The following is a 24,448-nucleotide window of genomic DNA, read 5'->3' as shown; positions in this document are numbered from 1 at the left end:
ATTCTCTTTAGAATAATTCTTAACTAGGTGCAAACATACGGAAAACAACACAAATGATGGCTATTTTTTTATAAAATATAGTAAGTTAGTAGATTTTTTATTTTGAAAGATAGTGCTAAATTGTAGCAGAAAGATTAAACCATCCGTTAATTAAATTGTATATGTTATATAACGATAAAAAATATGAATCAAAATTTTTTAAATGCGACGATCATTCTTGTATTATTAATCACAAGTTGCGGAACACGTAAGGTGCCGACGTCGGTTGATCAACCTACTGATATGTTGGACAAGAAATGGCAACTCATTGAATTAAATGGAAAGCCCGTTGCCGAAAAAATAAACGGAAAAACACCGTCTCTAGAATTTTTTAGTAAGGATACGAGTTACTCCGCTGTTACCGGCTGTAATGGGATAGGTGGGAAGTTTGTGTTTAAACCAAACGGAAAAATTGAATTTTCTGCTGGAATGTCAACAATGATGTTTTGTGAAGATATGTCTGTCGAGCATGGCTTGAAAGATGTATTTGAAAAAGCAGATAATTTCACAATTAATGGAGATTTTTTAAGCCTCAACAAAGCCAAAATGGCTCCATTGGCAAAATTTAAACTAATTGAAACGCAGAATGCGTCGTTAGATGGCACGTGGGAATTGGATTATATGTCTGGAACCCGTATTGCTTTTGATGGTTTATATCCGAATAAGAAGCCTACGATAACATTTGATACTTCCAATAATAAAGTGTCGGGAAATAGTAGCTGTAATAATTATTCAGGTAACATGACGTTAGATGGGAATGTGATTAAGTTTGGGCCGTTGGCATCTACAAAAATGGCTTGTCCAGGTAACGGTGAAAGTTCATTCTTTCAGACCCTCGATAAGGTAAACACCTACAGTGTACAGGAAAATACGCTGACCTTTATTATGGGAGATATTGCTATCATGCGCTTTCAAAAGAAATCGTGAGTTAATAAAGTTGATAAAAAGATAGACGGAAAATAAAAACACGTCATCGCGAGGAAGAATGACGTGGTGATCTTTACGTAAAAGAGGCGGTAATTTTAAAATTACCGCCTCTTTTTGTAAGAATTTATCTTTTGTCAAAGTCTACATAATCACGCGTCGTTTCGCCAACATACACCTGTCTCGGACGACCAATAGGTTCTTTGTTATCGCGCATTTCTTTCCATTGTGCTATCCAACCGGGAAGACGACCTAAAGCAAATAAAACCGTAAACATATCTGAATTGAAACCTAATGCGCGGTAAATAATACCAGAATAGAAATCAACATTAGGATATAGTTTTCTGTCCACGAAATATTGATCTTTTAATGCCGCCTCTTCTAAGCGTTTTGCGATATCTAAAACCGGATCGTTTACACCTAATTTTTCTAAAATATCATCACATGCTTTTTTGATAATTTTAGCGCGTGGGTCAAAGTTTTTGTATACACGGTGACCGAAGCCCATTAAACGGAAAGGATCGTTTTTATCTTTTGCTTTCGCTAAGTATTTGTCTGCATCACCTCCGTCATTCTTAATGTCTTCAAGCATCTCAATTACGGCTTGATTGGCGCCGCCATGAAGAGGACCCCAAAGGGCATTGATACCAGCCGAGATAGATGCATATAAATTGGCATTTGACGAACCTACGATCCGTACAGTAGAAGTGGAACAGTTTTGCTCATGATCTGCATGTAAAATGAGTAATTTATGCATCGCATCGATTACCACGGGATCGAATGTTTTTTCACTATTTACTTCCCCAAAAATCATATTTAGGAAATTCTCTATGTAGCCCAAATTGTTTTTTGGATAGACAACGGGATGTCCTAGTGATTTCTTCTGAATCCAAGATACGATAGTTGGCATCTTTGCCAATAAATTAATGATGGTCTTGTTTTCTTCTTCTTCGGTTTGGTTAGGGTTTAAAGATTCGGGATAGAATGCAGAAAGTGCACCTACTAAACAAGATAATTGTCCCATTGGATGCGATTTCGAAGGGAATCCGGCAAAGAAATTTTTCATGTCTTCATGAATCATCATTTGCGCTCGAATATCTGCCCTGAACTTTTCTAATACTTCTTTTGTTGGAAGTTCGCCGTAAATTAATAAGTAAGCGACTTCTATAAAGGTAGACTTTTCGGCTAATTGTTCGATAGGATAACCGCGGTATCTTAATATTCCTTTTTCACCATCGAGAAAAGTAATAGCGCTCTTGGTAGCTCCGGTGTTTTTGTATCCGGGATCTAAAGTGATAAATCCGGTTTGGTCTCTTAATTTTGAAATGTCAACTGCTTGCTCGTTTTCTGTTCCCAAAACTACAGGGAGATCAAAAGACGTTCCATTCAGTGTAATAGATGCTGTTTCCGACATAAGTATATATGTGTATTATGAACTTGTTGTAAAATAACTATTCTATCCTAACAATCTGGAAGGTAAGCCAGTCCAGATTTAATCTCGCTAACTTAATTAAAATCCATATAATTACCAATTTTTTTCATGCAATCGATGTCATCGTGACTTTTATATGAAATATTTTGGTGACTCGTGATTCGTGTCTGTTGATTGGTGATTATTGATATTTTTATCGTCATCCAGCTTGGCGTATAGCGAAATAGAGGAGTCGGCAGTTCGTTAGGTGTCAAGCTAGGAGGTTTTGGATGAAAAACAAAAAAATGTTAAATATATTTTTTTTGTTTACGAATTATTCGTAGACTTGTGATTAATTAGTAAATTGATAATGAGAATGGAAAAGTTGACTATACAGGAAGAAGAGGCGATGTTGTCGATCTGGCAATTGAATGGTGGATTTGTAAAAGAAATATTAGATAATTTGAAGGGGGAGAAGCCTCCGTACACCACATTGGCTTCAACGATCAAAAATTTAGAAAAAAAGATGTATGTAAAACCGGTGCGATATGCTAATGCGAAACGCTACGAACCGCTTATATCGGAAGAAGAATATAAAGCAAAATTCATGAACAACTTTGTGGGAGATTATTTTAAAAACTCGTACAAAGACATGGTTTCTTTTTTTGTAAAGGAAGAGAAGCTTAGTGGTAAAGAACTGGAAGAGATCATGGATATGATTAAGAATAATAAATCTTAATTGTTATGGAAAATGTACTAACCTATATCGTGCAGGTCAATATACTGCTTAGTATCATATATCTTGGATATAACTTTTTCCTGAAAGGATTGACTTTTTACCTGTTGAATAGAATTTACTTTACCGCGGGGGCAATATATGCATTGATATATCCCTTTCTGGATATCAAAGGGTGGCTGAGGGAAGAAGTTAGTATGCCTGTGATAGATCTGTGGGGTTATATTCCTTACACTATAGTCGAGGAGAAATCTGTTTCGGCATTCACCCTGGAAAACAGCTTGCTTGGAATAATAGGGGCTGGTGTCATATTGTTGTTTTTTAGGTTTGTTTTCCAGATTGCCAGTTTGTTGCGCATCCATTATTTTTCTAACCCTGCCTTGTGGAAAGATTACCTGTATCGCAATGTGGCGTTTCCGATTGTTCCGTTCTCCTTTTTCAATAAGATATACATACATAAAAAGCAGCACCAAGAGCCGGAGCTGTACGATATTTTCAAGCATGAGGATATACATGTGAAAGGCCTTCACACGTTAGACATTCTACTGTTTGAAATGGTATTGATAGGTAGTTGGTATAATCCCTTCGTATGGCTGATGCGCAAAGCTGTACGTCAAAATTTAGAATTCCTGACTGATCAACAGGTGCTAAATAAGGGTGTGGATCGGCAAACCTATCAATATAGCCTGCTCCATGTAAGCAAGCAAGGTGCCGCTGTTGGCATCAGCAGTCAATTTAATTTTAAAACATTAAAAAAGCGCATTATGATGATGAACAAAAAGCGCTCTTCCAAATTGGAATTGAGCAAGTATGCTTTCCTGCTACCGATCGTGATTTTTATAGCAGGAGCATTTACAGTGGATAAGACGGAAGCGAAAATTGAACAGGTGGTGCAGACGGTTAAAAAAACAGATTTGCAGGAAGTTTTTCAATCGGATTCCGTATTATCTATAAAAATGAATGGTGAAGCTGGAGAAGTTCTTAAAGAGGCCTTTGGATCGGACACTGTTGATATTAAGATTGAAGGAAGAGCGGCGGGCGTAAAGATTTCGGCAGATAGCCTAGTTGAGGGAATACCAGAAAACGCATTAATTATTATTGACGGCGAGGAATCAAGTCAAGCCAATCTAAGGAAGCTAGCTGGAGAGCGTATTGAGTCTATCAGCGTTCTTAAAAGCAAAAGTGCTGAATCGGTTTACGGAGCAAAAGGTAAAGGTGGGGTTATAATGGTAACGACCAAAATACCAAAGATTACAGTATCCGATCAACGTACCAAGGAGTTAAAGACCCGTTCCGAGATTGATCAAGCTAAGACTTACTTGTATCTGTACGATAATAGAGAGATTACGAAGGGAGAATTTTTTGCATTGCCGGAGCGTGAAGTGAATAGCCTTTTGTTTATGAATAAGCAGGCAGCTTCGGGTATGTATAAAGTGAAATATCCCGATATAGCAGATATGGATGGGGTAATAAGGGCCGTGTCGGCGGAACAGTACCGTATAAATAAGGCTAAGAAACCACTGTATGTAATTGACGGTAAAGTCCAGAAACAAGGAAATGTTGATCTAAAAAATATTAATCCCAATGATATTGCATCAGTCAATGTGCTAAAGGATGGCTCGGCGACTTCATTGTATGGAGAAACAGCGAAAGACGGGGTGATTGAGATTACGACGAAAGCGGGTAAGACGAAAAGTCTACAAGGGAAAGTTCAGGGAATTGGTAAAGATTCCGCTAAAAATCCTTTACCAAATAAGGATGGTTCAGTGTCGGTCGTAGGTTTCAAGAACGCAGATTCAGTTGCGGTTTCAGTGAAAGAAAAAAAGCCAACAATTGATGTCAAAATCTCTCCTTCGGATTCTGCTAAAATGACAGTTTCTGTACGAACATGGTCAATGCCAGAACTTAAGAATCCGGTGTACGTGGTGGATGGTGAATTTATGGATGCCAGGCAGTTTAAAAAGATCGATACTAAAGATGTGGAATCTATTTATACCTTATTGGCCTCTCAAGCCGAAGGTTGGTTTAAATCTAAATTTGATGCGGATAAATACGATGGCGCAGTGATTATAAAAACCAAATAAGTTAGGTTTTTTATATAGACCACAAACAATAGCCTGAAAAAGCAGTGGATTGTATATGCAAGCTGCTGCTTTTTTTAGTCTAAAATCTAATATCTCAAATCTAAATACTATTTCGTATTCAAATTCGTCATGGTCAGTTCAATGCCGATATTAATAAAGCTGTGACACATCTTTACGGCGTGTTCGATTAAAGCGGGTAGGTCTTTTTGTTCGTCTTTGTCAAATGGTCCTAATACATAGTCAATCTGACGGCCTTTCGGGTAATTGTCTCCAATACCGAAGCGAAGACGCGGATAGACCTGGCCACCACATAAGGCTTCGATGGATTTCAACCCATTGTGTCCTGCGGCGCTACCTTTCGGTTTTATGCGTAGTGAGCCAAAGGGAATGGCCAAATCGTCTACAATCACCAATACATTTTGGATGGGAATTTTTAATTGCTGCATCCAATAATTTACCGCTTTCCCACTCAGATTCATATAGGTGGTGGGTTTAATCACGTATACATTATGTCCCCGTTGTTTGAATTCCGTATAAAATGCCAGTTTAAGTGTTGACCAAGTTGCGCTAGCTTGGCTAGCTAGTTCGTCTGCTACCATAAATCCGATATTGTGACGCGTATCTGCGTATTCCCTACCGATATTACCTAATCCAACGATTAAAAAATTCATAGGCGTAAAAGTAAAAAATAGATATTAGATATGAGAAATTAGAAAAAAGATAAACTAAAAAAGGCATCGACTACTCGATGCCTTTCGGGGTAGCTGAAAAGCTAACTTATTTTTTACCGCCTTTACCTTGGGCTGCCTTAGCTGCTTCTTGTTCTGCTTGACGTAATGCACGAGACATGATTACAGATACAATTGTATCATCACCATTATTCAATACTTTAGCGTTTTCTACTTTTATTTGATCAACGCGTACAGATTTACCAACTTCCAACGATTCCATAGGAACTTCAATTTCTTGAGGCAAGTTATTTGGTAATGCTTTAACGCGAAGTTTACGCAGTTTTTGAACTAGTTTACCCCCCAATTTAACACCGGGAGAAGTACCTGTTAATTTTACTGGGATGTTGATAGAAACTTCTTTGTCATCCGACAACTCTAAAAAGTCAACGTGATTAACTAAGTCAGTCAATGGGTGGAATTGCGCGTCTTGAACGATAGCTCTTGTTTTAGTGCCGTTGATGTCTAAGTCGATGAAGACAACCTCTGGTGTATAAAGAACTGGTTTCAAATCAGCTGCGGATACTGAAAAGTGAGTTTGCTCTTTCCCACCATAAAGAACTGCCGGTACCTGACCTTGGTAACGTAATTCCTTTGCATCTCTTTTCCCTACGTTCTGTCTTGCAGAACCGCTAATAGCAATTGATTTCATTTTTTGAATTTTATTTGAGGTGCAAAGATAATGATAAAAATTAAATAATCAATGTATTGCCGATAAATCGCTTTTTGTTTTATTCAATTGCCTCGATCAACTTATCGAAGTGTCTGGTTATTGTATACAGAACAATTCCTTTGGTAAATCCATTTGCCCCAAGCGTTGAGACCTGCAACTTACAGTTGTTCTTTAGCGCATTCATCGTATACGTTTGAATCCCTTGCTGTATAGGTAAGGTGATGAGCGAGCCAGCTGCAGCAAATTTTCCGCTCATTACGATCAGCTGTGGGTTAAATAGTTGTATCAGATAGGATATCGCTTTCCCTAAATTCTTTCCTAGATTGTAAATCAAATCTATCGCATATTGATCTCCCAAATGTGCTGCTTCGATAATGTCTTGCGGTAATAGGGTTTCGACATTATAATTCGTGCTCAACAAAGTTGGTGTAAATTGAGCAATATCTTCGCGAGCCCGGCTAACCAGCGCGACTCCGGAGGCTACAGTTTCCAAACAACCGCGCTTGCCACAATAACAAAGTTGTCCGTCTTCTACAAATACCATATGGCCTACTTCTCCAGAAAAACCTTCACTGCCCATATAAACCTCACCATTAATAATAATGCCGAGGCCTATCCCCCAATCCATTTGAATAATCAAGACATTTTGGAGGCCTTGTGCTGCGCCATAGTTAAGTTCGCTTAGTGCAGCAGACTTAACGTCATTTAGAAGGAAGATATGTTTGTTAAACACATGTTCAAGATGTGCTTGTAAATTAAATCCCGTACTAGTATAAAATGTTCGGTTTTCTCCTGTGGATGAATTGATCAGTCCGGGCATTAATATACCTATGCTTGTTATTTTATTCCAACTTATGCATTCTTCTTCAATGTAGCGTTGGATAATGTTGGTGAGATCCTCGATGTCGGCGGAGTTCTTTGATAAAGGATTTGGATAGGATCGAGACGAATACACCGTATTGTGATTATTGTCTAACACAATCAGTCGGATCGTGAAGCGTTCGACTTCTACCGACAGGATATTAAAAACCTCATTGCATAGTTGATATAGATTGGGTTTGCGTCCGCCGATAGACTCACCTTTTTCCTTTTGTTCGATTAATCCCTCTAGGGTAAGCTCCGAAATAATTGCATTTAATGTAGGGAAGCTGAGATTGATCTTGGTCGCAATTTCCCCTATAGTTATGGTACGGTTTTCAAAAATTGTTTTTAAGATACGCAATCGCAACGCATTTGATTTTCGTTCTTTTGATGAATAATTCTTGTGTTTTAAATACAATTGATCAATTGGGCTCATAACAATATTAATAAGTAGATCGCGTACGCTACGATTGAGTAGCGGCAATTGATCTGCCTGTCGAAAGTAATGAATTTTAACTGAACGCGAAAAACTTTATTAAATTTTTTAATAAAGTTTTTTGATTTATGAAAAATTACGGTATTTTAGATGATGTTTAGGAATGGATATCTGAATTTGTTCTTTCCAATAACTGATAACGAATGAATTATGATAATGAATAACTGAGCAAAGCGAACTCATTCATGCCATTAAGAGATAAACAATAATGAATAACTGAGCAAAGCGAACTCATTCATGCCATTAAGAGATAAACAATAATGAATAATAATATACATATGAAAGAAAAAAGTACTTCAAGACGCGATTTTCTTAAGAAGTCGCTAATTGGGGCCGCTGCATTTACTATTGTGCCGCGTTTCGTATTAGGTAAAGGTTATTTGGCGCCGAGCGATCACTTGACCAAGGGGATCATCGGAGTTGGATCAATGGGAAGAGGGCATTTTAATTATGCTGGAACCAAAACTGTTGCGATCTGTGATGTAGACAGTAGACACCTGGCAATAGCTCAAAAGACGCTTGGGGGAGGAGTTAAAGAATCCCGCGATTTTCGCGAATTGATTCAAAATTCGGAAGTTGACATTGTTCATATTGCTACTCCTCCACATTGGCATGGACTAATGGCGGTTGAAGCAGCACGCTCGGGAAAAGATATCTGGTGCGAAAAACCCATGACTAGAACTATAGGTGAGGGTAAAAAAGTAAAAGAAGCCGTAGCACAGCATGGTAATATTTTCAGGTTAAATACGTGGTTCAGATTTGATGCCAATTTTTACGGCATGAATGTTCCAGTTAAAAAAATTAAAAAAGTGGTCGACACCGGGATGTTGGGGTGGCCGTTAAAAGTAACAATCAGTAAGCACACCGGTTTTGATTGGAAATTTTATTGGGTAGGGAAGGAAAATCTTCCTGTTGAACAAGTGCCTAATGAATTGGACTACGAAATGTGGTTGGGTCCCGCGCCTTATAAACCGTATAGCACACATCGTGTGCATACAACGTTTCGGGGGTATTGGGATTATGACGGTGGTGGATTAGGAGATATGGGCCAACATTATTTAGATCCGGTCCAGTATTTTCTGGGAAAGGACAACGAGAGTCCAATCAAAATTGAAGTCGATGCTCCACAACAACATTCTGATGCCGTGGGAACCTGGCGCAAGATCGTATATACGTATGCCGATGGCTGTCAAATTATATTAGATGGTGCGGGCACGGAAGAGGGTAAGGCATATATTGAAGGGCCGGATGGTAAGTTATTTAGAGGCTTTGTGTCGGATATTCCAGACTTGGAACGTAAACTGGCACAATATCCCGATCCTAGCCCACAAATGACGGATTTTGTAGAGGCGGTACGCACCCGGCAGAAATTTGCACTGAACGAAGAAAACGGCTATTATTCTTGTACCCTAGTTAATTTGGGATTAGCTGCCCTACGTTTAAATCGCACGCTAAATTTTGATTCGCAAAAGCAGGAGTTTTTAAATGATGAGGCTGCTAATCGATTGATTCACCAACCTATGCGTGGTCCGTGGACCATTTAATCTAACTATTGACATGAAGAAAACATTTAATATTCTATCCGTTTTATTATTATTTCAAGTAGCGGCTTACGCACAGCAACCTGTAGGCCGGACCTCCGATACAAAGATTGCCGATGTATTAGCACAACAGCCCGCAGAAGAACAAGCTAAATTCATTATGGCGATGAAGGAATTGGAAAATTTTTCCGCCGAAGATATCGCCAACTTGTTGACCGGCCTTAAACCGCAGGGAGGAAACAATGCAGCGATAGAATATGCATCCAATTCCTATGCATTCTATAGCATGCAGCCCGGGTTTGAAAACAAAAGAGCTGTTTATGTAAATGGTCTGCTTTTGGCCTTAGACCGGATAGAAAATAAAGATAACAAAGGGTTTGTGCTCGAGTTATTAAAGCAATGTGCTAAAAACGAGGCGATCCAACAAGTTTCTACGTATTTGACCGATGACTATTTAGTGGGAAAGGCGGCTCGTGTGTTAAATGGAATTCGTACTCCAGAAGCTGCTTCTGCGCTGAATACAGCTTTAAATACGACGAAATCTGAAAAGGCTGCTGTAGCAATAGTGGCAGCACTAGGCGATATTAAAGATGTAAATTCCGAAACCAGGATTCTTGAGCTAATCAGGCAATTTGAATCGCCGAATTTTCAACGTAATGCCCTTACGGCATTGAGTAAAATTGGCGGTGTCGCGAGTTACGATACTTTTCTGAGCAATGCTCGTGCAGTTAACTACGAATTTGATAAAACGAATGTCGCGGGACTAACACTGGATTACGCCCATAATTTGGCGAATAAGGATCAAGTATTAGCAGGGAAGTTAGCGTCGACTCTTTATCAGGAGGCAACGAAAGCTCAAGTTTCGACGATACGGGTAGGTGCACTGGCATTGTTGACAAGCTTTAATCCGAAGAAGCAAAAGAAAGAACTTCTGAAATTAGCATCTTCCGACGATGCTATTGTGCGTAATGTCGCGCTCGACCTATTATCACAAAATGCGTCAGCCTCCGATTTGGTAAAATTGGCCTCCTCGTTGAAGAAACTAAATCCAGAGGCGCAAGAAAGTGTGTTGAATTTCCTGGGTACGAAAAACGCCGATAAAGCTATTCCGGTCATCGAGAAAAATCTTGCTGCGATAAAAGATTCAGAAGTGAAAATTGCAGCATACAATACGTTGTCCATCCTATCAAAAGGTGAAAATGCAGCCTTTTTAATAAAGCAGATTCCTGCCGCTAATGAAGCAGAACGAAAGGCCTTACAGACATTATTGTTGACATCGAAAGGAAATGGCACCATGGATGCCGTAAATAGCGCATTGGTATCAAGTGATATTGCGACGCAATTGGTACTATTGGACGTCTTAAAACAACGCGCTAATCTTAATTCATCGAATGCTGTGCTTGCGCTTACAGAAAGTAAGGATGAAGCTGTCCGTTTAGCAGCCTTCAACGCATTGCCAAATGTTGTGAATGACGCAGACTTTGATGCTATCATTAATTTATTGGATAGGGCTTCGGATAAGGAGACTACGGCGGTTCAACAGGCTGCTATAGTTGCCTTAAGGAATAATGCGGAGGCAGAAGCGAAGATTAAACGTCTATCCGCTAATATCTCTCGTTCGGCAGCACCTTCGGCCGCGAAATATTTCCCTATTTTTGCGGGAGTGGGTGGAAGCGAGGCGTTGAAGTCTGTGAAAAATTACCTTAATGAGGGGAATGTTAACAAATCACATGCGATTTCAGCGCTAGCAAATTGGTCTACACCGGCATCTTTAGATGCGCTTACTGCACTGTTACGTACGGAAAAGCATTCTGAAAATTTTAATATTGCGTTTAGAGGTTTCGTAAAACAGTTAAATGGGAGTACTCTTCTGGCTCCTCAAAAAACATTGTTGCTAAGAGAGGCTTTCGAGTCAGCGCAAACTCCAGAACAAAAGAAAAGCGCATTGTCCGCTCTCCAATCTACAGGAACGTATCAGGCATTAATCTTTGCTGGAAAATATCTTTCAGATCCGGTTTTGAAGGACGTAGCTACGAATGTGGTAATGAATATTGCTATGGATAATGACGATTTTGTAGGGAATGATGTACGCGTCTTATTGACCAAAGCGAAGGATAACTTGTCAGGCAGCGAGAGCTCATATTTGAGAGAGGCTATTGTGCGACATTTAGCGGAGATGCCACAGAAAGAGGGTTATGTTTCCATTTTTAATGGAAAGGATCTTACCGGATGGAAGGGATTGGTCGAAAATCCGATCAAAAGAGCACAGATGTCAGCACAAGAGTTGGCTAGAAAGCAAGCTGACGCGGATATGAAAATGCGGGAGAGCTGGTCAGCTATCGATGGAGATTTGGTTTTCAGCGGTCATGGCGATAATATTGCGACTGTGAAGCAATATGCTGATTTTGAAATGTTGGTGGATTGGAAGTTGGATAAAAATGGGAAAGAACCAGATGCAGGAGTGTACTTGAGAGGTACGCCTCAGGTTCAGATTTGGGATATTTCACGTATAAATGTCGGGGCAGACGTCGGATCGGGCGGTTTATACAATAACAAATCCAATTCAAAGCCAATTAAAGTTGCAGATAACCCCCTTGGTGAATGGAATACATTTAAGATTCGGATGATAGGTGAGCAAGTATCGGTGTGGTTGAATGGTGAGCTAGTCGTTGATAATGTAACGCTGGAGAACTATTGGGACCGCAATCAGTCTATCTTCCCGAAAGAGCAGATTGAGTTGCAGGCACATGGTTCTCGGGTATGGTATAGAGACGTGTTTATTAAGGAAATCCCTCGTAAGGAAGTCTATTCGCTAAATGATCAAGAACGCCAAGAGGGGTTTGAAGTGTTGTTTGACGGTACTAACTTAGATAAGTGGACGTCCTCGGCGGCATACGAAATAACAGAGGAGGGATATATACGCTCCAATCCTGTCGCTAAATTTGGGAAAAATATCTATACTAAAGAGGAATATGCTGATTTTGTGTATCGCTTTGAATTTAAATTGACTCCGGGAGCGAACAATGGTGTAGGAATTCGCACCCCTTTGGAGGGAGATGCAGCGTATCAAGGTATGGAAATTCAGATTTTGGATGATGATGCCGATGTATACAAAAAGTTGGCACCTTATCAATATCACGGTTCGGTGTACGGTGTGATTGCTGCGAAACGTGGTGCACTGAAACCCTTAGGCGAATGGAACGAAGAGGAAATTCGTGTGAAAGGGAGTAAGATTACGATAACCCTAAACGGAGTGGTAATCGTCGATGGAGATTTAAGCGAGGCATCTAAAAACGGTACGCTAGATAACAAGGGTCATCCCGGACTTAAGCGTGCATCAGGCCATATCGGCTTCTTAGGGCACGGCACGGAAGTGTTTTTGAGAAATATCAGGGTGAAACGGATATAAAAATATCGATTTCTAAAATAAAGAGGCGGTCTTATACAGATCGCCTCTTTTACTATGTTAGTCTACCTGGAATAAATCTGAGATTGAACTATGCTCATTTATGTTTTTAATAGCGTGGGCAAATAAATCCGCAGTGGATAGTAATTTGATCTTGCTACATTGATTTGTTTTCTCGGGGTTTAATTGAATAGTATCCGTTACGATCATTTCCGTCAGCACAGAGTTTTCGATCGTTTCGTATGCTTTCCCAGATAATACGGCGTGTGTACATACCGCTCTTACGGAGTTGGCACCGTTTTCCATGATTAAAGCTGCGGCTTTTGATAGGGTACCCGCCGTATCACAGATGTCGTCAATAAGGACAACATCCTGACCTGTCACGTCGCCGATAATAGACATGGATTCGATTTCATTGGCACGTTTACGGCGTTTGTCACAGATGATGACCTCTGCATTAAAGAATTTTGCGAATGTTCGTGCTCGGTATGAGCCACCCATGTCTGGAGATGCAATGGTCAAGTTAGGAAGATTGAGAGACTTGATGTAAGGTACAAAAATAATCGCTCCATCTAAGTGATCAACCGGAATGTCAAAGAAGCCTTGAATTTGAGCCGCATGAAGATCCATGGTCATGATGCGATGTGCTCCTGCTGCCGTGATTAAGTTGGCCATTAATTTGGCACCAATCGCCACACGGGGTTTGTCCTTGCGATCTTGTCGCGCGAAGCCAAAATAAGGAACAACAACCGTAATGTAGTGCGCAGAAGCTCTTTTTGCTGCGTCAATCATTAATAGTAATTCAAAAAGATTGTCCGTAGGCTGATTTGTTGATTGAATCAGGAAAACATCGCTACCACGTACAGATTCGTTGTAGAACGGTTGAATTTCGCCGTCACTGAATTTGGATAGCGTTTTGTCGCCGAGCGGTTTTCCGTAGGATTTTGAAATTTTTTCGGCTAATTCCAAGGTACCCGAACCAGCGAATAGTTTAACCGTGTTGAATTGCAAAGGCATGGTATGTCTATTTTATATATGATATGTTGAAAAAGAAATTGTATTCACCGCCAAATCGTTAAAAGGAATATCAGTTCAGCTTGATCTACCTAACTGTTAGTTCTAAACGTTCGGCAAATTTATAGAAATGAATTGAATTATAAAAAATAAGATTGTGCGTATCCAATATACCTAAAAATAAAAAGGAGAATTACTTGCGTAATCCTCCTTTTTTATGTTGCCCGACCTGGATTCGAACCAAGACAAACAGTACCAAAAACTGTCGTACTACCCTTATACTATCGGGCAAGCAACTGTCAACCCGTATTTGATTGTTTTGACGATGCAAATATACACCCGTTTTTTATTTCTCCAAAACTTTTTTGGTTATTTTTTGGATAGAGGCTGATTCTCAATAAAATATTTTTGTTTGTACCTCTGGGGTCTATATTAAATGGTATAGGAACTTGAACGTTTTGTGTTAAAATATTTTAATATTGTTCTTTTCTTACGATGTAATCCTTATTTTCGAGGCGGTATTATTAAGAATAACCGTATTACATATGAATTACAACAAAATAAACAATCTATTAGGTTGGTTATGTGCCATTATTGCGACTTTAACGTACGTTATTACCGCAGAGCGAACTACCAGTTGGTGGGACTGTGGTGAATTTATAGCCTCGGCTTATAAGATGCAGATCGTGCACCAACCCGGTGCTCCGCTTTTTCTTATGATCGAAAATTTGTTTTCGAATTTTGCAATGGGTGACCGCTCACGGATTGCATTTTGGATGAATATTGGTTCTGCTGTTTCCAGTGGTTTAACCATTCTTTTTTTGTTTTGGTCTATTACCGCAGTGGCGCGGAAAGCTTTCGTAGGAAAGGCTTCTTTAACGGAGAAACTTTCGGATACTGCAATTGTACAAGTCATGGGAGCGGGACTGGTAGGCGCACTAGCCTATGCCTTCTCAGATACCTTTTGGTATTCTGCGGTGGAAGCCGAAGTGTACGCCATGTCATCCTTATGTACTGCGGTCGTATTTTGGGCTATTTTAAAATGGGAAGTACGTGCCGATGAGGCGGGGGCAGATAGGTGGCTGATACTTATCGCTTATGTGATGGGTTTATCTATTGGTGTTCACCTCTTGAATTTGCTCGTTATACCAGCGATCGCGTTAGTGATCTATTTTAGGAGAGCCAGCAATGTAACGACAAGTGGAGCCATAAAGGCGCTTTTAATCGGCGTTGTGGTATTGGCGTTAATCTTGTGGGGGGTAATTCAATATCTGATCAAATTTGCCGCCTTTGCGGATCTTTTCTTCGTAAATACACTTGGCTTAGGATTTGGAACGGGTGTCACATTCTTTGCACTTCTGGTTGTGGGAGGGATGGTATACGGTATATGGTATTCGATTAAGAAGATTAAGCCGATTCTTAATATCGCATTAATTTCGTTAGGATTTATTATTTTAGGATATAGTTCGTTTGCGATGATCCTAATTCGTGCAAAAGCAAACCCTACGTTGAATAATAGTGATCCGGATAATGTTTTTACATTCTTGAGTTACCTTAATCGTGAACAGTATGGTGACGAACCGTTGTTCAAGGGACGTTTTTTCGACGCTAAGCCTATTGATATGGTGGAGTCGGGTAGTGTTTATCGTAAGGATGGGGACAAGTACGTTGTAGCTAAAAAGAAAACGGAATATAAATATGATAAGGAGACTGTTTTTCCGCGTATTTATAGTGAGAAGGGCGGCCATCCCGGTTTTTATCGGGAATACTTGGGACTAGCAGAAAACCAGTCTCCAACCTTTGCTGATAATTTAAAATTCTTCTTTGGTTACCAAATTGGACATATGTATGGACGATATTTTATGTGGAATTTCGTTGGTCGGCAAAATGATGTCCAGGGGCACGGTTCCTTAACCGAAGGGAATTGGATTAGTGGTATTAAACCTATTGATAACATGTTAGTAGGTGGACAAAATGCATTACCTACTTCTGAAAAGGAAAATCCTGCTCGTAATACATACTTCTTTTTACCTTTACTTATTGGTCTATTTGGGGCGTTCTGGCATTTTGGTAAGAATCAGCGTGATGCTGGTGTGGTCGGATTACTATTTTTCTTTACCGGATTGGCGATTGTACTGTATTTAAATCAGACACCACTTCAACCTCGTGAACGGGATTACGCTTATGCAGGATCATTCTATGCCTTTTCGATCTGGATCGGTTTAGGTGTATTGGCTATTGCAGATGCATTAAGCAAGAAGATAAATGCGAAGACAGCAGGATATGTAGCGATAGGAATAGGGGTGTTAGCGGCTCCAGTGTTACTGGCGTCACAGAATTGGGATGATCATGATCGTTCAGAAAAATTCTTGGCGCGGGATATGGCGCGAAATTACCTGGAGTCATGCGCGCCCAATGCAATTTTGTTTAGCTATGGTGACAACGATACTTATCCACTATGGTATGTACAAGAAGTGGAAGGCTTCCGTACAGATGTGCGCGTGGTCAACTTAAGTTTGTTGAGTTCAGACTGGTACATGCGCCAAATGATGGAAAAAGTAAATGATGCTGATGCACTGCCCATTGATATTGATCCCGAAAAAGTGAAAGATGGTGTACGTGATGTAATCTATTATCAAGATATGCAAATTCCCGGATACATTAATGTTAAGGATCTGCTGAATGTAATGTTATCTGATAATCCACAGAATAAAGCGCAATTACAAAGTGGAGAGTATGTGAACTTATTGCCCACAAAGAATATGCAACTTGTGGTGGACAAAAATGCGGTAATAGCCAATAAAGTGGTTCCTCAGGAATGGGAAGAATCTATAGTGGATACCTTACAGTGGAGTTATTCTATGAACTATGTAAGTCGTGCCGAGCTTTCCATCATGGCAATTTTAGCAAATAATAATTGGAAGAGACCAATCTACTTCACAACAACTACACCAGAGGAGAATTACATAGGGCTAAATCGCTTTCTCGTTTCGGAGGGGTTTGCCTTGCGGCTGATGCCAATTAATACAGGCTTAAACCAGGATGATCCCAGTTCAATCGTAAACACAGACGCAGTATACGGGCATATTATGAATAAATACCAATGGGGTAATTTGGCAAATTCTTCTTTCTTGGATCCGGATTCCTATCGCTACATCAGTTTATATGTGAGCTCAATATTTGGTGAAACAGCACAGAGCTTAATAGCGCAGAACAAAAAAGAGGAGGCTCGTAAGGTGGTTTTGAAAGCTTATGAAAGTATGCCTAAGAGAACTTTTCAAATGTCTGAGGCAATGAGTTATACTCCGTTGGTAGATGCCATGTATAAAGTGGGGGAATCGGCTAAAGCGAAAGAAATCGTAGCACGCAATCTGAAATATATTGGTGAAAACTTGAAGTATTACATGAACATATCGGAAACGAAAAATAACTTTGAATACCGCAATATCCGTTTTGGATTGGCGAGTATACAACGTTATCAACAGGTCTTGGAAACAAGTGGGGATAAGGAGATGAAAGCGGAAGTGGAGAAACTTTTCAAGGAATATGCCTATTTGTTCCAACAAGAGCAATAAAGCTAGAAAAGGCAGCTTAGTAGAATAAGCTGCCTTTTTTTATGCCAAAAGATATCCTTTTTGTGATTCTATTTTTCGATAAAAAGTGTATTTTTGCTTTATATTCCAGCCATGAATGGTGCATGATTAAATAGTCATGATGCACGGTTTTTGGCCTCAGAAGTGCTTGCGAGGACTTCCTATTTAAACCATGGGGTAGTAAGTAATATTTAATTGTGCTAAGTTCCATTTGACCATGGAGGAAATTAATATACAGATGAAACAATCTATTTTATTAGACGGTCCCAAGTTTCAGATTACAATCAAGCGACTATGCCAGCAATTGATTGAAAATCACGGTGATTTTAGTAATGCGGCTTTAATTGGTATCCAACCACGAGGTACATATTTAGCGTGGCGCCTAGCTAAAGAATTAAAGGAGATGATCGGGAAGGAGGTTAGTACTGGTATTTTAGACATCACATTCTATAGAGATGACTTCCGAATGAAAGGTAGTTCTCCTTTGTTAGCCAATAGTACACAGATCGATTTTATTGTAGAAGGTAAGGATGTTATTTTTGTAGATGACGTATTATGGACTGGGCGTACGATTCGTTCGGCGATGGATGCAGTGCAAGCGTTCGGCCGTTCTGGGAAAATTGAATTACTTGTATTGGTAGATCGTCGTTTTTCACGACAGATTCCCATTCAACCCGACTATATCGGTATTCAGGTCGACTCCATTGACTCTCAAAAAGTTATTGTCAGCTGGGCAGAGGTGGATCAAGAAGATAGTATAGTGCTTATTACAGAAAAGAAATAGAGCTTTAAACAGATAAATTTTTCTGATACGATGTCAACAACAACAGAACAGTTAAGTACCCGCCACCTATTGGGCATTAAAGACCTAACTGAAAAAGATATTCAGCTTATTTTGGATACAGCTGAAAATTTTAAAGATGTCTTAAATCGTCCCATTAAGAAGGTGCCTTCGTTAAGAGATATTACCATTGCGAATGTTTTTTTCGAGAATTCAACCCGTACACGGCTGTCCTTCGAGTTAGCGGAGAAGAGACTTTCGGCAGATACCATCAATTTTGCAGCTTCATCCTCATCTGTTAGTAAGGGGGAAACACTGATCGATACGGTCAATAATATTTTGGCAATGAAAGTTGATATGATCGTCATGCGTCATCCATATGCTGGAGCCGGGGTGTTTTTAAGCAGACATGTTGATGCGCAGATTGTGAATGCGGGTGATGGTGCACACGAACATCCTACGCAGGCATTGTTAGACTCGTTTTCCATCCGTGAGCGTTATGGAGATGTCGCTGGACGGAAAGTGGCTATTATTGGAGATATTTTGCATTCTAGGGTAGCACTGTCTAATATACTTTGCCTTCAAAAGCAGGGGGCAGAGGTGATGGTGTGTGGACCAACAACATTGATTCCTAAGTATATTACGTCCTTAGGGGTGAAAGTGGAGCATGACTTGATGAAAGCTTTGAACTGGTGTGATGTTGCGAATATGCTTCGTATCCAGTTAGAACGTCAGGATATCGGGTATTTCCCATCACTTCGTGAATACACCATGCTCTATGGGGTCAATAAGGAAATCTTAGATTCTTTGAATAAAGAGATAACTATTATGCATCCGGGGCCTATCAACAGAGGAGTCGAAATAACATCGGATGTTGCCGATAGTAAGCATGCTATTATCTTAGATCAAGTCGAAAATGGAGTAGCCGTACGTATGGCCGTCTTGTACCTCCTGGCAGGTAAGAGAGGTTAGTTTTTCTGAAAAGGATAGCTCCTGGCGGATATGTACCCCCCCCCATGATTGACTTTATATAATCTGTAGAAGTTCAGCGGATCGGAGGTTTTTATCGGAACTCATACAATTTTTGTTAAATCTTCGTTAAATACTGTAGTTGTTAACAGATGTTAGCAACTTTTGAGGAAAACTTGTTTTCGAAGGATTATTTTCGTATTCTGAAGCGAAGTCTTTTGCGGAAACTTACCTCTGTTATAATATTGACAGGTTTAATAGTAAGTTTTTTAAGAATTTATAAAATACATTACACACCACTATGTACAACAAAATTTACGGTTTAGGTGTCGCCTTAAGTTTATTATCAGCTCCTGTTTTTGCGCAGCAAACGGCATGGCAAGATGTTAACAAGGCATATAAATCCGGTCTTGAATTATTTGAAAGAGGAAAGTATAGTTCGGCTGCTAAGCAGTTCGATCAAGTTGATGCATTACGTACTAAATCTACGTTGCAATTGGATGAAACAGAGGAACTGACACTAATCAAAGAGAATGTTCGTTTTTATCAAGCTATATGTGCGCTAGAATTGGGTGAAGCGGATGCTGAGGCGCAATTTCTAAAATATATTAAGGATTTTCCGGCTAGTGCGAATTCTAAGGCGGCTTATTTTCAGATCGGACGGTCCTATTATGCAAAGAAAGATTATGCAAAGGCGATAGAATGGTTTTTGAAAATTGACTCCAAAAATTTAGCCGGCGCAGAGAATACCGAGTACCGTTTTAAATTGGGATATGCACAATTTATGACAGATGACTATACATCGGCTAAACCTGTCTTTGAGAGACTTAAAGATGAAAAAAGTCAATACCAAGAAGCATCTATATACTATTATGCTTATCTGTCGTACTTGGACGCGGAGTATAAAACGGCTTTAAATGAATTTGAACGGTTAAATGGTTCTAAAACTTACGAAACAAGTTATCCGTACTATATTACGGCGCTTTATTTTTTGGATAAGCGTTATGATGATGTGTTAACTTACGCCTTACCGATCTTGCAGACTACTAAGCAAGAAAATGAAACTGAAATGTTCCGTATTATTGGTGCGACATATTTTATAAAGGGTGATTTACAACAATCAAAATCATACTATGATAAATTTCAAGCACAGGATCAAGGAAAAACGCAAAACAACCAAGATAGCTATCAGATTGGGTACATCGCCTACAAATTAGGTGACTACGAAAAAGCAATCATCGAGCTTGAAAAAATGAATGAATCCGATGCGTATTATCAATCCGCAATGATCACACTTGGTGACGCATTTTTAAAAACGAATAATAAACAAAGTGCGCGTAACGCCTTCTTTAGAGCTTCTAAACTCGAGTTCGATCCGCAACTTAAAGAAGAGGGGTTGTTCAATTATGCGAAGCTCTCTTACGAATTGGATTTTCATCAGGTCGCGCTTGATGCGACACAGGAATACTTAGATACTTATCCCAATTCTGCGCGTACTGAAGAAGCCAAAACATTATTGGCGGAGGTGCTGCTAAGTACAAAAAGCTATCGTGCGGCAGTAGATGTATTGGAGTCTATCGATCGTACAACTAGGGAATCCAAAGCTGCGTATCAAAAGGTGACCTATTACCGTGGGTTGGAATACTATAATGAGCGTGCCTTCGAGAATGCAATTTCAATGTTCATGCGTTCAGAGGCTAACCGTTACGACCAAGAAATTTATGCGTTAGCAATTTACTGGAAGGCAGAGGCAATGTATGAGGTGCGTAAGTACCGGGAATCGGTGGCCAACTTCAATAAATTCCTCCAATTGCCTGATGCAAGGAACACAGATGTGTACAGCTACGCCAACTATGCGCTTGCCTATGCGGCTTTCCGAAATGATAACTATACGACGGCCGCCAACTATTTTGAACGTTTTATGGCATCAGGTGGAAAAGACGGTATTGAACTAAATACGCGCAATGATGCCATTGCACGTTTAGCTGATTCATATTTTGGTGCCAAAAATTACGGTAAGGCCATGAACTATTATGATCGTTTGATTAGTTCAAAAGCACAAAGTCAAGATTATGCCTTATTTCAACGTGGGATTATTCTGGGACTGCAAGGAAATAATCAAGGGAAGATAGCGACGTTGAATTCAGTAATCGAAAAATTCCCGAAATCAAACTACGCTGATGACGTCGCGTTTGAAGTGCCTTATACCTATTTCTTGATGGGCCAACATAATGAGGCAATTACAGGACTTCAATCCATGGTAGAGAAGTACCCGCGTAGTTCTTATGTTCCACGTGCTTTGGTGACAATTGGCCTAGTGCAGTATAATCAGGATAATAATGAAGCTGCTTTGGCTACTTTCCAGCGTGTAGTAAACCAGTATGCTACGACTGATGAGGCAAAACAAGCTATTCGTTCGATTGAAAATATTTATCTTGACAATAATGATGCGACAGGTTATATCCGATATGCAACAAGCACGAATATAGGAGACCTAAGCACAGCAGAACAGGATGCGCATACATTTGGTATAGCACGGAATTTATTTGATAGAGGCAGTTGGCAAGGGGCTTTAGAAGCTGTAAATGCATATTTTGACAAGTTTCCAAAACCTATTCAGGAGAAATATGCACGCTTTATCCGTGCAGAAAGTAATGCCGCATTAGGAAAAGATAAGGAAGCGCTCCACGACTATAATATTATTATGAACGACTGGACGAGCGCATACACAGAACGCACGCTCGTGAGTGTATCTAAATTGCACTTGCGTAATAAAGCATATAATGAGGCCGTGCAGGTGTTGAAGAAACTGGAGTTGACTTCGGAATACAAAGAGAATTACGGCTTTGCAATCCAAAATCTATTAGTAAGTTACTTCAATATTGGTGATTATATAGAGACGCTAAATTATGCTAATCTTGTTAAAAACTACGAGAAGTCTTCGCAAGAAAATATTGGTTTAGCTCATCTTTACGCGGCAAAGGCATATTTGGCAACGAACAAAACAGCTGATGCAACTAAGGAGTTGAATTTGGCGGCATTGAAAAGTAAAACAATCACAGGAGCTGAGGCTCGTTATTTAGTCGCCAAACAACAGTTAGAGGCTAAACAATTTGACAAAGCCATTGAATCTGCTTTTGATATTTCGAATACATTCTCTTCCTACGATTATTGGGTTGGTAGAGGGTTTATATTGATGTCGGATGCGTACAAAGGGAAAGGCGACAACTTTCAGGCAAAAGCAACTTTGGAGAGTATCATCGAAAATTATGAAAATCAAGACGATGGTGTGATCAAAGATGCGAAAGATCGTTTGCAACAACTTAAATAATAAGAAATAGGAAATAATGATGAAACCGAGTCCGCTACTGTCGGACGAGCTCTCATCAGCTATAAAGAAAAATAATTAGATGAAACCGAGTCCGCTGCTGTCGGACGAGCTCTCATCAGCCATAAAGAAAAATAATTAGATGAAATTGCATAAAACAAGATTTAAGAGTTATGCCATAGTAGCGTTATTGGTGGGTTTTGGTTCACAAGGTGTGGCACAGGAAGATCCCGATAAGCCAGTTACTATAGATTCTTTTGACGTCGTACGTGATTACAAGCCTATTCTTGCAGATGCGGTAAAGATTCGTCGTAGCCCGGATATGACCAACAAACGTAGTTACATGCCCAAGTTATCTTATGGCAATGTGGTTGATAAAAAATTGGACATCAATACGGGCTTGAAACAGTTGGATGTGCAGGAAATGCCGTTTACGAGAATAGAGGACATTACAAGCAATTATGTGAAACTAGGAATCGGTAATTTTAGCACGATACTTGGTGAAGCCTATATAGCCGTAGAGGATTATGAAAATATTCGTTTTGGAGGGTTTGTAAAACATCTCAATCAAAAAGGGAGTTTGGACGATCAAAAGTTTTCGAGACAGGAAGTAGGTGTTTTTGGTAGAAGAGTACTTCCGGCGTTTACCGTGGATGGTCTTGTCGGATATAATAGGTACGGTACACGATTCTACGGTGTGCCAGAAGCAATGAATGGAGAAACACTGAATCCCGCACGTGAGGCACAGCGTTTTAATGATATCTATTTCACAGGTGAACTGACCAGCAATTTTGACCCCCTGAATGAAGACGCACTCTCGTATTCGGCCAAAGTTGATGCCTACACCTATAAGGATAAGTTCGATGCCAAAGAAAATTCCGTAGCGCTTTCCGCTTATTTGAACAAGCGTGTACGAGCCTTTAATATCGGTGCTAATGTGGCCGTGGATGTCAACTCTATTGGAGGAACGGCTAATACGGTAAATGACGGTAAGATCAATAATTCATTAGCAAACATCAATCCCTATATCAGCTTCAAAGGAGATAACTATGCGGTTACGCTAGGAGCGAATTTGGTGTCTGAGTTTGGTGATAGCAGCAGGTTTAATATTTTTCCATCGGCAGAGGTCGATTTCTCTTTGGTGCCTACTTACATTCATATATTTGGTGGTATCAGCGGAGGAGTACAACGTGCCTCTTACAAGTCTTTTACCCAGCAAAATCCTTATTTAGGTCCTGAGCAGGACTACAGAAACGTGGTGGAACGCTTGAGTTTCTTTGGAGGAATCAAAGGAAATGCTGGAGCTACCTTTGGATATAAGGCTAAAGTAATGTACAAGACTTTGGAAGGGCTGCCTTTATTTGTGAATAACCTGGATAACCCTTTTCAGTTTGATTTGATTTATGATGGCAATGAAGACAATACTGTCAAATACATTGGCTTGGAAGGAGAAATCAATATCCGCCTTTCAGAATTGATTAACTTAGGTGGAAAGCTGAACATTGATCAATATACTACGGCTACTGAAGAGGAAGCATGGTTTACACCAAAGATGCGATTGGCTGCCAATGCTCGATTCAACATTTCGGAGAAATTATATATCGATGCAGAAGCTTTATTCCACGGGACATCTTACGCTAAACAATATGATTACGACAGCCAAACCTCTGGACCGATCGGTACGTACCGCAAGGAGAGTATACCGGCATTTTTTGATCTAAGCGCAGGTGCCGAGTATAAAGCGCTGAAAAATTTGGGCGTCTTTGTAAAAGCCAACAATATCTTTAACAATGAATACCAACGGTACTTATATTATCCTAGATTGGGATTTGGTGTGATCGGTGGACTTAATTTTTCATTTTAA

The 24,448-nt window shown here is 39.8% G+C and carries 15 protein-coding genes and 1 tRNA gene; 10 read left to right on the top strand and 6 right to left on the bottom strand.

The window, feature by feature from the left end; genetic code table 11:
- The first annotated feature begins 183 nt into the window (after positions 1-183).
- Complete coding sequence (locus tag FAZ19_RS13440) at positions 184-966, top strand: META domain-containing protein (protein ID WP_136821269.1); 783 nt, start codon at positions 184-186, stop codon at positions 964-966.
- Positions 967-1,090: 124 nt separating this feature from the next.
- Here the strand turns inward: FAZ19_RS13440 and FAZ19_RS13435 are convergent, their stop codons facing one another.
- A complete protein-coding gene (locus FAZ19_RS13435) occupies positions 1,091-2,377 on the bottom strand; it encodes a citrate synthase (protein WP_136821268.1) in 1,287 nt (428 codons plus the stop codon).
- A gap of 373 nt (positions 2,378-2,750) precedes the next feature.
- On the opposite strand from FAZ19_RS13435, the gene FAZ19_RS13430 reads away from it, so the two are divergent.
- Both FAZ19_RS13430 and FAZ19_RS13425 read left to right on the top strand, forming a co-directional pair.
- Positions 2,751-3,113: a BlaI/MecI/CopY family transcriptional regulator gene (locus FAZ19_RS13430; RefSeq protein WP_136821267.1), complete on the top strand. Its 363-nt coding sequence runs from the start codon at positions 2,751-2,753 to the stop codon at positions 3,111-3,113.
- 5 nt (positions 3,114-3,118) lie between these two features.
- Entirely contained in the window at positions 3,119-5,194 is a 2,076-nt protein-coding gene (locus FAZ19_RS13425; RefSeq protein ID WP_136821266.1) for a M56 family metallopeptidase, read from the top strand.
- Positions 5,195-5,301: 107 nt separating this feature from the next.
- On the opposite strand, the gene pth is transcribed toward FAZ19_RS13425, so the two are convergent.
- The 3 genes from pth to FAZ19_RS13410 form a co-directional block, all read right to left on the bottom strand.
- Positions 5,302-5,865 (bottom strand): aminoacyl-tRNA hydrolase, encoded by a 564-nt coding sequence (gene pth / locus FAZ19_RS13420; RefSeq protein WP_136821265.1) that lies wholly within the window; start codon positions 5,863-5,865, stop codon positions 5,302-5,304.
- 106 nt (positions 5,866-5,971) lie between these two features.
- A complete protein-coding gene (locus FAZ19_RS13415; RefSeq protein WP_136821264.1) occupies positions 5,972-6,574 on the bottom strand; it encodes a 50S ribosomal protein L25/general stress protein Ctc in 603 nt (200 codons plus the stop codon).
- A 79-nt stretch (positions 6,575-6,653) separates the two neighbouring features.
- Complete coding sequence (locus FAZ19_RS13410) at positions 6,654-7,892, bottom strand: ROK family transcriptional regulator (RefSeq protein WP_136821263.1); 1,239 nt, start codon at positions 7,890-7,892, stop codon at positions 6,654-6,656.
- A gap of 338 nt (positions 7,893-8,230) precedes the next feature.
- Between FAZ19_RS13410 and FAZ19_RS13405 the strand changes: the two genes are divergently transcribed.
- Together FAZ19_RS13405 and FAZ19_RS13400 are read left to right on the top strand one after the other, a co-directional pair.
- On the top strand, positions 8,231-9,496 hold the full coding sequence (locus FAZ19_RS13405) for a Gfo/Idh/MocA family oxidoreductase (protein ID WP_136821262.1): 1,266 nt from the start codon (positions 8,231-8,233) through the stop codon (positions 9,494-9,496).
- A gap of 13 nt (positions 9,497-9,509) precedes the next feature.
- Positions 9,510-12,902: a DUF1080 domain-containing protein gene (locus tag FAZ19_RS13400; protein ID WP_136821261.1), complete on the top strand. Its 3,393-nt coding sequence runs from the start codon at positions 9,510-9,512 to the stop codon at positions 12,900-12,902.
- 57 nt (positions 12,903-12,959) lie between these two features.
- Here FAZ19_RS13400 and FAZ19_RS13395 read toward each other — a convergent pair whose 3' ends face one another.
- A complete protein-coding gene (locus tag FAZ19_RS13395) occupies positions 12,960-13,916 on the bottom strand; it encodes a ribose-phosphate pyrophosphokinase (RefSeq protein ID WP_136821260.1) in 957 nt (318 codons plus the stop codon).
- A gap of 217 nt (positions 13,917-14,133) precedes the next feature.
- Positions 14,134-14,204: transfer RNA gene (locus FAZ19_RS13390), tRNA-Gln, on the bottom strand.
- Between the two features lie 254 nt (positions 14,205-14,458).
- On the opposite strand from FAZ19_RS13390, the gene FAZ19_RS13385 reads away from it, so the two are divergent.
- The 5 genes from FAZ19_RS13385 to FAZ19_RS13365 all read left to right on the top strand — a co-directional run bounded on the left by FAZ19_RS13385 (position 14,459) and on the right by FAZ19_RS13365 (position 24,448).
- Entirely contained in the window at positions 14,459-17,488 is a 3,030-nt protein-coding gene (locus tag FAZ19_RS13385) for a glycosyltransferase family 117 protein (RefSeq protein ID WP_136821259.1), read from the top strand.
- 256 nt (positions 17,489-17,744) lie between these two features.
- Entirely contained in the window at positions 17,745-18,290 is a 546-nt protein-coding gene (pyrR, locus tag FAZ19_RS13380; protein ID WP_136821258.1) for a bifunctional pyr operon transcriptional regulator/uracil phosphoribosyltransferase PyrR, read from the top strand.
- Between the two features lie 30 nt (positions 18,291-18,320).
- A complete protein-coding gene (locus FAZ19_RS13375; protein ID WP_136821257.1) occupies positions 18,321-19,259 on the top strand; it encodes an aspartate carbamoyltransferase catalytic subunit in 939 nt (312 codons plus the stop codon).
- A 298-nt stretch (positions 19,260-19,557) separates the two neighbouring features.
- Positions 19,558-22,587: a tetratricopeptide repeat protein gene (locus FAZ19_RS13370; RefSeq protein WP_136821256.1), complete on the top strand. Its 3,030-nt coding sequence runs from the start codon at positions 19,558-19,560 to the stop codon at positions 22,585-22,587.
- A gap of 139 nt (positions 22,588-22,726) precedes the next feature.
- Positions 22,727-24,448, top strand: a complete 1,722-nt coding sequence (locus FAZ19_RS13365; protein ID WP_136821255.1) for a TonB-dependent receptor — start codon at positions 22,727-22,729, stop codon at positions 24,446-24,448.

The sequence above is a fragment of the Sphingobacterium alkalisoli genome (genome assembly GCF_005049105.1).
GTDB classification, from domain to species: domain Bacteria; phylum Bacteroidota; class Bacteroidia; order Sphingobacteriales; family Sphingobacteriaceae; genus Sphingobacterium; species Sphingobacterium alkalisoli.
The sequence above is the reverse complement of the archived record's forward strand: the minus strand, read 5'-3'. Positions and strand labels throughout refer to the sequence as shown.

What these genes read in the sequence shown, in the direction of transcription:
- FAZ19_RS13440 (WP_136821269.1), top strand. Translation starts at nt 184, where the DNA reads ATGAATCAAAATTTTTTAAATGCGACGATCATTCTTGTATTATTAATC.
- FAZ19_RS13435 (WP_136821268.1), bottom strand. Translation starts at nt 2,377, where the DNA reads ATGTCGGAAACAGCATCTATTACACTGAATGGAACGTCTTTTGATCTC.
- FAZ19_RS13430 (WP_136821267.1), top strand. Translation starts at nt 2,751, where the DNA reads ATGGAAAAGTTGACTATACAGGAAGAAGAGGCGATGTTGTCGATCTGG.
- FAZ19_RS13425 (WP_136821266.1), top strand. Translation starts at nt 3,119, where the DNA reads ATGGAAAATGTACTAACCTATATCGTGCAGGTCAATATACTGCTTAGT.
- pth (WP_136821265.1), bottom strand. Translation starts at nt 5,865, where the DNA reads ATGAATTTTTTAATCGTTGGATTAGGTAATATCGGTAGGGAATACGCA.
- FAZ19_RS13415 (WP_136821264.1), bottom strand. Translation starts at nt 6,574, where the DNA reads ATGAAATCAATTGCTATTAGCGGTTCTGCAAGACAGAACGTAGGGAAA.
- FAZ19_RS13410 (WP_136821263.1), bottom strand. Translation starts at nt 7,892, where the DNA reads ATGAGCCCAATTGATCAATTGTATTTAAAACACAAGAATTATTCATCA.
- FAZ19_RS13405 (WP_136821262.1), top strand. Translation starts at nt 8,231, where the DNA reads ATGAAAGAAAAAAGTACTTCAAGACGCGATTTTCTTAAGAAGTCGCTA.
- FAZ19_RS13400 (WP_136821261.1), top strand. Translation starts at nt 9,510, where the DNA reads ATGAAGAAAACATTTAATATTCTATCCGTTTTATTATTATTTCAAGTA.
- FAZ19_RS13395 (WP_136821260.1), bottom strand. Translation starts at nt 13,916, where the DNA reads ATGCCTTTGCAATTCAACACGGTTAAACTATTCGCTGGTTCGGGTACC.
- FAZ19_RS13385 (WP_136821259.1), top strand. Translation starts at nt 14,459, where the DNA reads ATGAATTACAACAAAATAAACAATCTATTAGGTTGGTTATGTGCCATT.
- pyrR (WP_136821258.1), top strand. Translation starts at nt 17,745, where the DNA reads ATGAAACAATCTATTTTATTAGACGGTCCCAAGTTTCAGATTACAATC.
- FAZ19_RS13375 (WP_136821257.1), top strand. Translation starts at nt 18,321, where the DNA reads ATGTCAACAACAACAGAACAGTTAAGTACCCGCCACCTATTGGGCATT.
- FAZ19_RS13370 (WP_136821256.1), top strand. Translation starts at nt 19,558, where the DNA reads ATGTACAACAAAATTTACGGTTTAGGTGTCGCCTTAAGTTTATTATCA.
- FAZ19_RS13365 (WP_136821255.1), top strand. Translation starts at nt 22,727, where the DNA reads ATGAAATTGCATAAAACAAGATTTAAGAGTTATGCCATAGTAGCGTTA.